The sequence below is a fragment of the Micromonospora sp. NPDC093244 genome, assembly GCF_040683695.1.
In the GTDB taxonomy this organism is placed as follows: domain Bacteria; phylum Actinomycetota; class Actinomycetes; order Mycobacteriales; family Micromonosporaceae; genus Micromonospora.
Genome location: NZ_JBFBEO010000001.1, coordinates 1,486,136 through 1,497,977, shown reverse-complemented (window position 1 = coordinate 1,497,977; position 11,842 = coordinate 1,486,136). Strand labels below are relative to the sequence as shown.

Annotated in this window: 9 protein-coding genes and 1 pseudogene; 8 read left to right on the top strand and 2 right to left on the bottom strand. The window is 70.0% G+C overall.

Going from position 1 to position 11,842, the window contains the following annotated elements:
- Positions 1-8: 8 nt before the first annotated feature.
- Positions 9-989: a DUF2804 domain-containing protein gene (locus AB0N27_RS06575; RefSeq protein WP_364364145.1), complete on the bottom strand. Its 981-nt coding sequence runs from the start codon at positions 987-989 to the stop codon at positions 9-11.
- A gap of 218 nt (positions 990-1,207) precedes the next feature.
- Here AB0N27_RS06575 and AB0N27_RS06570 point away from each other — a divergent pair, with 218 nt between their 5' ends.
- The 3 genes and pseudogenes from AB0N27_RS06570 (at position 1,208) to AB0N27_RS06560 (ending at position 5,188) form a co-directional block, all read left to right on the top strand.
- Complete coding sequence (locus AB0N27_RS06570; RefSeq protein WP_364364142.1) at positions 1,208-2,524, top strand: hypothetical protein; 1,317 nt, start codon at positions 1,208-1,210, stop codon at positions 2,522-2,524.
- 340 nt (positions 2,525-2,864) lie between these two features.
- The gene (locus AB0N27_RS06565; protein ID WP_364364139.1) at positions 2,865-3,341 is read left to right on the top strand and encodes a hypothetical protein; all 477 of its coding nucleotides are present in this window, start codon (positions 2,865-2,867) and stop codon (positions 3,339-3,341) included.
- 22 nt (positions 3,342-3,363) lie between these two features.
- A pseudogene (locus AB0N27_RS06560) lies at positions 3,364-5,188 on the top strand (glycoside hydrolase family 15 protein).
- 76 nt (positions 5,189-5,264) lie between these two features.
- On the opposite strand, the gene AB0N27_RS06555 reads toward AB0N27_RS06560, so the two are convergent.
- Positions 5,265-7,088, bottom strand: coding sequence for a glycoside hydrolase family 35 protein (locus AB0N27_RS06555; RefSeq protein WP_364364136.1), 1,824 nt, complete (start codon positions 7,086-7,088; stop codon positions 5,265-5,267).
- A gap of 81 nt (positions 7,089-7,169) precedes the next feature.
- On the opposite strand from AB0N27_RS06555, the gene AB0N27_RS06550 reads away from it, so the two are divergent.
- The 5 genes from AB0N27_RS06550 to AB0N27_RS06530 all read left to right on the top strand — a co-directional run bounded on the left by AB0N27_RS06550 (position 7,170) and on the right by AB0N27_RS06530 (position 11,817).
- On the top strand, positions 7,170-8,183 hold the full coding sequence (locus AB0N27_RS06550; protein ID WP_364364133.1) for a substrate-binding domain-containing protein: 1,014 nt from the start codon (positions 7,170-7,172) through the stop codon (positions 8,181-8,183).
- Positions 8,184-8,360: 177 nt separating this feature from the next.
- Positions 8,361-9,683 carry a carbohydrate ABC transporter substrate-binding protein gene (locus AB0N27_RS06545; protein WP_364364130.1) on the top strand — a complete coding sequence of 441 codons (1,323 nt, stop codon included), beginning with the start codon at positions 8,361-8,363 and terminating at the stop codon, positions 9,681-9,683.
- 70 nt (positions 9,684-9,753) lie between these two features.
- The gene (locus tag AB0N27_RS06540; RefSeq protein WP_364364127.1) at positions 9,754-10,728 is read left to right on the top strand and encodes a sugar ABC transporter permease; all 975 of its coding nucleotides are present in this window, start codon (positions 9,754-9,756) and stop codon (positions 10,726-10,728) included.
- Between the two features lie 11 nt (positions 10,729-10,739).
- Positions 10,740-11,618 carry a carbohydrate ABC transporter permease gene (locus AB0N27_RS06535; RefSeq protein WP_364364124.1) on the top strand — a complete coding sequence of 293 codons (879 nt, stop codon included), beginning with the start codon at positions 10,740-10,742 and terminating at the stop codon, positions 11,616-11,618.
- 19 nt (positions 11,619-11,637) lie between these two features.
- A complete protein-coding gene (locus AB0N27_RS06530) occupies positions 11,638-11,817 on the top strand; it encodes a hypothetical protein (protein ID WP_364364121.1) in 180 nt (59 codons plus the stop codon).
- Positions 11,818-11,842 lie beyond the last annotated feature (25 nt).

Genomic DNA, 11,842 nt, shown 5'->3' with positions numbered 1-11,842 from the left:
AGGCGCCACTACCAGCGGTTGCGGGCCTCCTCGGCCCAGCCGACGAGCCCGTCGAGGCTCACAGTCGTCCCGTCGTCGGTCGTCGCCCAGCCGGAGAAGTGCCCGAAACACTGGTGCGTCTCGTTCGCCACCACACCCAGGTTGGTGCGGCCCACCTTCTCGTGGAACGGCTGGAACTCGACCTGGACCCGTTCCCCGCTGATCCGCCAGGGGCGCAGCCAGTCCGACCGGTCGTAGGTCCAGCGCAGCTCCTCACCGATCTTGTGCAGGCGGCCGTCGACGAACAGGCCGTTCTCGGTGACGCCGGTGCCGTCGGTCCACTTGCCGCCGAGCTGGATCGCCCGTCCCGGCGCCGCGCCGGCGGCCCAGTTCCACGTGATCGAGTACGGCCACCTGCCGCGACCGTGGTCCAGCACGGCGAACGCGTCAGGTCCACCGATCTCGTACGTCTGGCCGTGCAGCTCCAGCGTGCCGAGGACCGGGCGGCCGAGGTCCTTCACCGTGTACTGGAATCGCGTGGGGCTCCACGGCACGACCACGCCGAGCGACTCGTGGCCGGCCGGCAACGGCACGTCCACCTCCAGTCGTACGCCGGGGGCGCTCGCCGAGATGGCGGTGCCGTCCGGCCGCTGGGTGATCCGGATCGCCAGGTCACCGCCCCGCGCGCCCGCCTCGCCCACGCCGCACCGTGGCGGTAGCACCGCTGCGCGCGCCAGCGGCACCACCGCCTCGGCCTTGGTCTCGGTGCCGCTGTCCCGGTCGAGCACGTAGACGCTGTGCACACCTGCGTAGTCGAGCGACGAGGCGACCAGCCCGACGATGTGCCGTGGGGTCACGATGCCCCAGTACTCCCACCGCTTGGTCCGGCCCCAGCCGCGCAGGTTCGCGGTGTGCAGCGGGCGGCGGCTCCAGCCCACCGCTGCCGGGTTGAGCCGCCCGTCCGGTTGGCACAGGTCGACAGGTGAGACCAGCTCACGTTCGTGCGTCACGCCGTGCACGATAGCCGCCGCCGTTCTCGGCGAGCACTTGACGCAGATATTGACGCCCCCTACGGTCATACGACATCAGACATTGGATGTCCGGATAGCTGGCACCTGATCTGGCTGCCCTCCCCTGCCACTCCACGATGGATATCCAGGCGAAACGGCACTGTCACGGACACCGGCGTCCCTGACCGCCGGCATCCCCCTTGAAGGAACAGGACCCCATGAAGCTGTCTGCCCTCGGCCGCATCGCTCTGGCCACAGGCATCGCCGTGCTGGCCACCGCCACGCTCCCCGGTACCCCGGCCGCCGCCGCACCGGTGAAGAGGAAGATCCTCCCCGTCCTGGTGGAGTTCAGCGACGCGTCCTTCGAGTTCCCGGAGAAGGTGAAGGCGTCCACGCCGGACACCTACTTCGGGGCGAAGAGCGATTCGGCCGCGTCGTTCCTGTCGGAGGTGTCGCGCGGGCAGTACACGCTGGTGCCCGCCGTCAAGGAACAGTTCCTCGGCCCGATCAAGCTGAACCTGAGCGCCGCCGGCTGCCCGCAGAGCAAGATCAACCAGTTGACCAGGGAGGAGCTCACCAAGCGGGGTCTGGTCGCGGGCAAGGACTACGAGAGCCTCTCCATCGTCTTCCCGGCGCAGAAGACGAACTGCCCCTGGGCCGGCCTCGCCACCCTGCCCGGCCCGACCACCTGGATCAACCTGTACGGCACCGCCAGTGGCATCGACGTCGTCGGCCACGAACTGGGGCACAACCTGGGCTTCGGACACCAGGGTCGCCTCCTGTGCACCGGCGGCAACCTGGGCGCCTGCAAGTCGGAAGGCTCCAGCTACAAGAGCATCATGGGCGCCGGCTACCGGGCATCCGGCTTCTCCGCGCCCGAACTGATCCGCGCCGGATGGCTCTCCGGCGGGGCGTCTCTCAAGGTCACCAAGTCAGGCACCTACACGCTGCGCTCCCTGCACGGCAAGGGCAGCGGAACCCGCGCCCTGGACATCGCGCTGGGCGGCGACCGGCTCGTCATCGAGTACCGCCACGCGGCCGGCAACTTCGACGCGAAGATCGAGGGCGTGCACGCCTACCGCGTCCCCAAGGGTTCCTACGGCGCCTCTTCCCTCATCGACACCACCGTGGAGAACAAGACGGCCGCCAACAACGCGCCGAGCAACACGGACGCCATCACGAAACTGACGGACAAGGCGAGCAAGGTGTCCGTCGCCGTCGTCTCCTCCGGCGGCGGCCAGGCCAAGGTCAAGGTCGCGCTCAACGGCGATTCGCTCTCCGCCATCGACGCGGCCCCCTCGAAGTCAGCGACCCCCACCCCCAGCGCCGCCACCCCCACGCCCAGCGCGAGCGCCAGCGCCGACACCGAAGCCGTGACCGACGAATCCACGGCGGTCTCCGCTGTCGACTCCGGGGACCTCGCCGCCGTCGGCGAACGCTCGACCGCCCTGCCGCTCGCCGCCGGGGGCGGTGCCGCCCTCCTGGCGGCCGGCGTGGGATTCCTCCTGCTGAAGCGTCGCCGCAGGCGCACCTGACCGGCCTGTCGGGCCCCGGACGCACCGCCCCCACGGCGGGGCGACCGGGGCCCGGTCATCGTCGTTCGCCACCCCTGTCCGGCGAACCGTCAGTCCGGCGGGTGTCGTGCGCCTAAGGTAGGTCCCGGCGACACCGTGGCGCAGAGCCGAGCGAGCAATCGCGCCACGGACGGCGCCGTACCAGCCTCTCCCGTGCTAGCCGGAAGGCGTGCGATGTCCGGGGTCAGTTGGCCTTGCCGCGTACGGGCGGGCGGCGCCACGCTCGTTCGACAGGTGCCGGCAGGCTCACCCGCACGCGCCCGTCACACGCGGCCGGCCGACGACGCCGGCCCCCGCTGAGATGGACTGGGCGGGATGGGCGCTGTTCGGGATCGTCGCCACCGCGGCGCTGACCGCGACGATGATCAGCGCTCAGATGGCCGGGCTCACCCGTCTCGATCTTCCCCTGGTGCTCGGGACCATCATCACCGAGGATCCCGACCGGGCTCGGGTCGTCGGGTTCTTCATCCACCTCACCGCCGGTCAGGGCTTCGCTCTGGGGTACGCCGCCGTGTTCGCCTTGTTGCGTCGCGCCGACTGGTGGATCGGTGGGCTGCTCGGCACGCTGCACGTGGCGATAGCGCTGACCGTGCTCCTGCCCCTGCTGCCAGGTGTCCATCCCCGTATGGCGTCGCACCGGGCCGGGCCGGCCAGCACCGCCACGCTGGAGCCGCCCGGCCTGTTCGCCCTCAACTACGGCGTGCAGACCCCGGCTGTCACGGTTGTCGTCCACGTCATCTACGGGGTGGTCCTCGGGCTGCTTCTCCAGGCTCGTTGACCCGCGGCGGCCGAGGTTCGCGATGACCACCGTCCCGGAGACCCCGCAGCGGCCTCCGACGCCGATCGCCGACTACGGACTGCTGAGTGACACCCGTACCGCTGCCCTCGTCGCCGGTGACGGCGGGATCGACTGGCTCTGCGTACCCCGTTTCGACGGCGACCCCCTGTTCGGCCGGCTGGTCGGTGGGCCGGCGGCGGGGGCCTTCCGGGTCGGCCCCGCCGCGCCCACCCCGGTCGTCGAACGGCGCTACCGGCGGCACAGCGCCACGCTGGAGACGACGTGGGCGGTGGACGGCAGCCGCCTCACCCTGACCGAGGGCATGGTGGCCGAACTCGCCGGACGGCTGCTGCCCACGACTGTGCTCGTGCGACGCCTGTCGGCCGACGGAGGCCCGGTCGACGCCGTTGTGGATTTCGACCCCCGGCTCGGCGACCGGCGCCGCCGACCGAGGGTCCAGCGCCGGGGCCGGGACCTCGTGTGTGAGTGGGGGTCCCTCGCGGTGTCCCTGGGCTGCGCAACCGACATCACCGTCGAGCCGGGTACGCCCACCGCGCTCACCGTCACGCCGGGCAATCCGGTCACCCTGGTGCTGGCCATCGCCCATCGGGAACCGCTGGTCCACGTCGCGCCGGCCGCGGCCTGGGAGCTTCTCCTCGCCGACGAGGACAGGTGGCGACGCTGGGCGGCGGGCATCGACGCCTCGCTGCCGTTCCGGGAGAGCGTCGTGCGCAGCCTGCTGACCCTGCGGCTGTTGACCTATTCGCCCTCGCAGGCACCGGTGGCCGCGCCGACGACCTCGTTGCCTGAGGATCCCGGCGGGGAGCGCAACTGGGACTACCGCTACGTCTGGCCGCGGGACGCCAGCATCGGTGTCAACGCCTTTCTCGGCGTCGGCAAACTCGACGAGGCCAACGGGTTCCTCGCCTGGTTGCTGCATGCCAGCCGGCTACAGCGACCACGCCTGCCGGCGCTGTTCACACTTGACGGCCGCCACGTGCCGCGAGAGCGGGAGCTGCCCGGCTGGCGTGGTTACCTCGACAGCGTGCCGGTACGCGTCGGCAACGGCGCCGCCGAGCAGCACCAGCTCGACGGCTACGGCTGGGTGGTCGATGCCGCGTGGGTGCTCGTACGGGCGGGCCACCGACTGAACTCGGAGACGTGGCGGGCGGTACGCGGCTTCGCCGATCTGGTCGCCCGACGGTGGCCCGAGCCCGATGCCGGCATCTGGGAGGTGCGCGAACCCGTTCAGCATGTGCACTCCAAGCTCATGGGCTGGCTCGCCGTCGACCGTGCCCTGCGCATCGCCGACACCCACCGGCTCTCCGAGCGACGACGCCGCCGGTGGCAGCGCGCCCGCGATGCCATCGCCACCGATGTCCGGCTCCGGGCGTTCGACCCGTCGCAGGCAAGCTACGTCCGCAGCTACGGCTCGCCCGAGCTGGACGCGGCTCTGCTCGTCCTGCCGTTGCTGGGTGTCGACGACATCGGGTCGGACCGGGTACGCGGCACTGTCGACGCCATTCGCGACCGGCTCTCCGCCGGTGGCCCGCTACCGCTATCCGCCGGGGCGCGACGGTCTCCCCGGCTCCGAGGGCGCGTTCCTGCCCTGCTCGTTCTGGCTCGTGCAGGCCCTCGCGCACACCGGACGACGCGCCGAGGCTGTCGAGTTGTTCCGGGAACTGCTCGGACGCGCCAACCCGCTCGGCCTCTACGGCGAAGAGGTGGACCCGGAGACCGGGGCGTTCCTCGGCAACTACCCCCAGACGCTTACCCACGCCGCGCTGATCCAGGCCGCGCTCGCGATCCGGGACGCCCCGGCCGCCGAGAAGGGGGCCGGGGAATGACCACGCCCCGAGGCACGGAGGGCGGTTCGGTGCCGCGACCGGGCTGAACGCGCGGCACCGTACGCCCGCCTGTCGGTCAGTCGAACTCCTCGACGTACTCCTCGGTGGGGCCCAACTCGGGCCGGTCGCGCAGCTCCAGGACGGAGCCGAGTCGGTCGGTCTCCAGGACGATCACCGTGTTCTCGCCGCTGCGCAGCAGTGGCGCCGGGCAGTACAGGGTGACCTGCGGGCCGATGTCCCAGTAGCGGCCGAGCAGGAACCCGTTGACCCAGACCAGGCCGTGCGCGGAGCCGGGCAGGGCCAGGAAGGTGTCGGCGGGCTCGTCGAGGCGTACCGTCGCGACGGCGAAACCGGCGCCGGTGCTGGCCGGTCCTGCGCCTGTCGCACGGCGCAGGTCGTCAGGTGTCCACTCGGTCAGGGCGATCGGCGAGCTGGTCCAACCGTGCACCATCCGGCGATCGACGAGCACCGGACCGAGCAGGCCCTTGTGCTGTCCGACAAGGGGGCCGTAGTTGATGCGGCCCAGGTTCTCCACAAGGATCTCCAGGCGCACCGTCGCCCCGGTGCCGTGGATCGGTAGCTCCGGACGCTCACCGTCTGCCACTCCGATCGGTACACCGTCGGCGAAGACGACGGCCCGGTCACGGACGTCGGTCAGGACGATCGTGTGCCCGCCCGGCGGGATCTTCGGGTGAGCGGTGAGCAGCACCATCCCGGCGTCCAGGCCGAGCTGTTCGAAGGTGGCCGGCCGTGGCCCTGTCGACTCCGGTGCCGGTACGGCGCGCAGGCCGGCGATCAGGTCGGCGTGGTGGGTCAACGGCACCCGCGCCGGCGCGAGGACAGGCATCCGCTCGGCCACCCGCAGTGGCCCGGTGGCGCCAAGTGCCCGGCGCATGGCGTGGAACTTCGCGGTGAGTGTCCCGTCCTCGGCGATGGGCGCGTCCGAGTCGTAGCTGGTGATTGTGGGTTGCAGCAGGCCTCGTTCGGCGTTCGCGCCGGCCCACAGCCCGAAGTTGGTGCCGCCGTGCGCCATGTAGAGGCTGACGCTTCCGCTCTCGGCGATGATGGCGTCGAGAGTGCGGACGGCGCTGTCCACGGCGCGGACGTGGTGCCGCTCGCCCCAGTGGTCGAACCAGCCGTTCCAGTACTCGGCGACCACGAACGGTTCGTCGGGCCGGCGCTCGGCGAACAGGGCACGGGCGGCCTCGGGCTTCGAGCCGAGGGTGGCGGCGGCGAGCGTTCCGGGCACCGTACCCGCGTCGTGCATCAGCTCGGTGGGACCGTCGGCGGTGAACAGCAGTTCGGTGATGCCGCGGTCGAGCAGGGCGGCGCGGTTCCAGCGCAGGTACGCCTCGTCGTCGCCGTAGCTGCCGTACTCGTTCTCGACCTGTACCGCCACGACCGGTCCGCCGGCGTGCGTCTGCTGGCGCGCGATGCGGGGGATGAGGTGGTCGAACCACCGCTCGACCGGCTCGGTGAACGCCGGGTCGGAGGTGCGCAGGGCCACGTCGCGGGCGGTGAGCCAGGCCGGCAGTCCACCGTTCGACCATTCCGCGCAGATGTACGGGCCGGGCCGCAGGACGACGTCGAGGCCCTCCTCGCCGGCGAGCGCGATGAACGCCTCCAGGTCACGCCAGCCGTCGAAGCGGGGTGCGCGGTCCGCGTGCGGTTGGTGGAAGTTCCAGGGCACGTACGTGTCGAGGGTGTTCAGACCCAGGTCGGCCAGCCGCCGGATCCGGTCGCGCCACAACTCGGGGTGGACCCGGAAGTAGTGCAGGGCGCCGGACAGGATGCGGTGCGGGACCCCGTGCCGGTAGAGCTGGCGGTCGTGCCAGCCGAGCGCGGGAGAGGGTCTCGTCGGCGGCGCTGTCGCGCTGCCCCGCCGGGTCGTCTCGATCATGGCGGCAGCCTATGTTACCCGTGCCATTCCTAACAATGCCGATAGGATGCGCCAGTACAGGTTTCCAGGAGGGCGGCACGGATGACCGAGGCGACGATGCGTGGCAAGCAGCCGAGCATGGCTGACGTGGCACGCGCCGCCGGCGTGTCGGCGCAGACGGTGTCCCGCACCCTGCGCGACTCGCCGAACGTCAACGCCGAGACCCGCCGGCGCGTGCTCACCGCCGTCGAGCAGCTCCGGTACCGGTACAACGGCGCCCCCCGGCTGCTGTCGTCCGGCCGCAGCTTCACGCTCGGCCTGGTCCTGCTCCAGTCCGGCGGTTACTACTCGCGCTCGGCGGTGACCGCCGGGGTGGAGGCGGCGGCCGGGCAGGCGGGGTACTCGGTGAGCATCGCGACGATTGCCGAGCTGGACACCGCCATGATGGAGAAGTCCCTGCTCAAGCTGTCCGACCAGGGCGTCGACGGCATCATCATCGCGGTCCCGCTGATCTCCGTGACCCAGCGGATGGAGGACATCACCAGGGACATCCCCACGGTCACGGTGGACGGCTCACGCACCACAGGCGCCCGGGTGCTGGGCATCGACCAGCACGAGGCCGGGCGCATGGCCACCCAGCACCTGCTCGACTCCGGGCACCGCCAGGTGTGGCACGTGGCCGGGCCGGACGAGTGGATCGAGGCCCGTCAGCGCCGGCAGGGCTGGCAGGAGTGCCTGAGGGCCGCCGGGATCGACGCGCCGCCGCCGCTGGAGGGCGACTGGTCGCCCGAGTCCGGTTACCGCCAGGGGCAGATCCTCGCGATGATTCCCGAGGTCACGGCCATCTTCGTGGCCAGCGACGAGATGGCGTTCGGGGTGATCAGGGCGCTGCGGGAGCGTGGGCGGTCGGTGCCCGCGGACGTGTCGATCGTGAGCGTGGACGACATCGAGCTGGCGGCGTACTGCCACCCGCCGCTCACCACCGTCCGCCAGGACTTCTACAGCTCCGGGGCCGCCGCCGTCGCGCTCCTGCTGGGCACCGAGGACGCCGGGGAATCGGTGGCGCAGCCGAGCCTCATCGTCCGGGAGTCGACCGCCGCGCCGCGGTCCCGCTGACCCCCCGACCCCCTCGGCGCTGTCGGCGCTGTCGGCACATCGTTCTTGACGGCTCATGTTACGGGTGCCACAGTAACAACGCATTGGCCCCGCCCGCGATCTTGTGGGCCTATGCCATGCCCCGTCCACGCCGCTCAATCCCGCACCGCCGTGCGCACCGCCCATGGAGGACCCCCCATGTTGAGAAGACCAATCGTCCTAGCGGTCGCCGCGGCGACAGCGCTGAGCCTGCTCGCCGGCTGTTCCGGAGGCGGCGACGACGCCGACGGCAGGAAGACGCTGAAGATCGCGGCCTTCGAGGGTGGTTACGGCCGCGACATGTACGTCCAGGTCGTCGACGCCTACAAGGCGAAGCACCCCGACGTGGATGTGCAGCTGCAGCTCTCGAAGACCCTCGAGGACGAGATCAGCCCCAACATGAAGGCCGGCAAGTTCCCCGACGTCGTGGTGCTGCCCCAGGGCCGCAAGGCCGCGCTCGCCGAGACGCTTGTCAAGGACAGGGCGCTGGAGGACCTCACAGGCGTCCTGGACATGACCGTCCCGGGCGAACAGTCCACAGTGCGGGCCAAGCTCGCCGACGGGATCGTCGGCAACCTGAGCACCAACCCGTACAACGACGACAAGACCTACCTGATGCCGATGTACTACGCGCCGACCGGGCTGGTCTACAACAAGGGCCTCTTCGCGCAGAAGGGTTGGCAGGTCCCCACCAGCTGGGACGACATGTTCAAGCTCGGCGACGCCGCCAAGGCCGAGGGCATCGCGCTGTTCACGTACCCGACCGCGGGCTACCTGGACTCGTTCTTCTTCGCGCTGCTCGCGGACGTCGGCGGTGAGCAGTTCTACAAGGACGCCATGACGTACTCCGAGGGTGTCTGGAAGACCGCCCAGGCGCGCCAGGTCCTGGACATCACCGCCAAGCTGCTGAGCTACGCGGCGAAGACCACGGTCGGGTACGCGAACGAGCAGGACTTCACCAAGAACCAGCAGTCTCTGCTCGACAACAAGACCCTCTTCATGCCGAACGGCACGTGGGTCGTCGGCGAGATGAAGGACGCGCCGCGCGCCTCGGGCTTCGAGTGGGCGATGGCCCCGCTGCCGGCGGTCTCCGCCGGTGGCAAGCGCTACCTGACCACGATCGTCGAGTCGGTCTGGGTGCCGAGCGACGCGAAGAACAAGGACGCCGCGAAGGACTTCGTCGCGTACCTCTACTCCGACGAGGCCGCCGGCATCTTCGCCAAGGCCAACGCGATCCAGCCGATCAAGGGCATCGCCGCGACGCTGCCCGCCGAGATCGCCCCGTTCTACCAGCTCTACGAGGACCCGAGCATCACCGCCCTGGTCGGTGGCTTCGCCAGCACCGCGCCGGTAGAGGGCGTGAACATCAAGGGCGCGCTCTTCGACACCGCGAACAGCATCATCAGCGGCGACAAGACCGTCGACCAGTGGCAGACCGCGCTGAACGACGCCAGCGAGAAGTTGCGGCAGGCGGGCAAGTGACGCCCGGCGGCAGCCCGGAAACCGGGCTGCCGCCGTTCCCTCCCCCTGCGAGAGCCAAGGACTGGTCACGGTGACGACGACCCTCACTCCACCAACCCCGGGCGCCAGCAAGCGGGCGTCCGGTCGATCCCCGGCGTCGACGCGCGGTACCGCCGCGCGCGGCCGGCGCGGCGACGGCCGGTTCGTCGCCGCCTGTCTGCTACCGGCGCTGGCGCTGTTCGCCCTGTTCATGATCTGGCCGACGGTGAACGTGTTCCGGATGTCGCTCTACACCTGGAGCGGCTTCTCGACGCAGATGCGGTTCGTCGGCCTGGACAACTTCAGCAAGCTCCTCGACGACGAGCAGTTCCTGCGCGCGTTCCAGAACACCGTCGCACTGCTCGTGGTCGTGACAGTGGTGACGATGGGGATGGGCCTGTTCCTCGCGGCCGTCATGACCCGGCAGAAGCTGCGCGGCCACACCCTCTACCGGTTCGTGCTCTACGTCCCGAACGTGCTGTCGGTAGTGGTCATCGCGGCCATCTTCTCGGCCGTCTACGACCAGGAGAACGGCCTGCTCAACGGCACACTCCGGCTGCTGTCGCTGGACGGCCTGCAACGGGTGTGGCTGGGTGACCAGAAGCTGGTGCTCTACTCGGTCGCGATCGCGATGCTGTGGCAGTCGCTGGGCTACTACATGGTCATCTACATGTCGAGCATGGCGAGCATCCCGGAGGAGCTGTACGAGGCCTCGGCGCTCGACGGCGCGTCGGCCGCTCGGCAGTTCTTCGCCGTCACACTGCCGCTGATCTGGCAGAACCTCCGCACGACGCTGACGTTCTTCATCCTCAGCGCGGTCAACCTCAGTTTCGTGCTGGTCCGGGCGATGACAGGTGGCGGTCCGGACGGCGCCTCCGAGGTGCTGCTCAGCTACATGTACAAGCAGGCCTACACGAACTCGGCCTACGGCTACGGCATGGCCATCGGCGTGGTGATCTTCGCTTTCTCGTTCCTCGTGTCGCTCCTGGTGAGCCGCGCGACCCGGCGTGAGCCCCTCCAGTTCTAGAGGACACTCCCATGACCACGATCAACAAATCCGGTCCGCGGCCCGGCCGGGGCCTCACCCACCTGCTCGTCGGCGGCATCACAGTGCTCATCGTGATCCCCGTCGCCTGGGTGCTGGTGGCCTCGCTGAAGCGCAAGAGCGAGTTCTTCGGCAGCCCCTGGACCCTGCCCGAGGGCCTGCACCTGCAGAACTACGTCGACGCGTTCGGCGGCGCGAACATGGGCCGCTACTTCGCCACGTCGGTGCTTGTCACAGTCCTCGGCCTGGTCTTCGTGCTGGCCGTCTCGGTGCCGGCGGCGTACGTCGTCGCCAGGTACGAGTTCCGTGGCAAGAGCATCGTCGAGCTGGCGTTGCTTGCCGGGCTCTTCGTCAACGTGAACTACATCGTGGTGCCGATCTTCCTGATGCTCGTCGACTGGGACCGCGCGCTTGTCGACGTGTTCCCGGACGGGTTCTTCCTCGACAACCCGGCGATGCTCTCGGTTGTCTACGCGGCGACCTCGATCCCGTTCACGATCTACCTGTTGAGCGCGTACTTCAGGTCGATCCCGGGGGACTTCGAGGAGGCGGCGCTGCTGGACGGGGCGTCCCGCTTCCGGATCATGACGCGGGTGATGCTGCCGATGGCCCGTCCGGCGGTCACCACGGTGATCCTGTTCAACTTCCTGGCGTACTGGAACGACTTCATCATCGCGCTGACGCTGCTGCCCGGTGAGGGCAAGACGTTGCAGGTCGGCCTGCTCAACCTGATGGCCGCGCAGAAGGCGGCCGCGGACCCCGGGCGGCTCTACGCCGGCATGGTCATCGTCATCGTGCCGGTGCTGCTCCTGTACGCGCTGATCCAGCGCCGCCTGATCCAGGGCATGGCCGCCGGCGGCGTCAAGGGCTGAGGCCCGAGAAAGGGATGTCATGAAGGAACCGACGCGTGTCGTAGTGCTCGTCGTCGCCCGGATTCTGGTCGCGCTCGCCTGCGTCGTCACGGTGGTGGTCGTCCGGCCCACGGTCGGCTGGGGAAGCCTCGCGATCATGCTCGTGGCGCTCGCCGTCCTGATCGGTCTTCTCGCGGACTACAACCGAAAGTTCCGGTGAACCGGGCCGGCGCCGGCCGACGAGC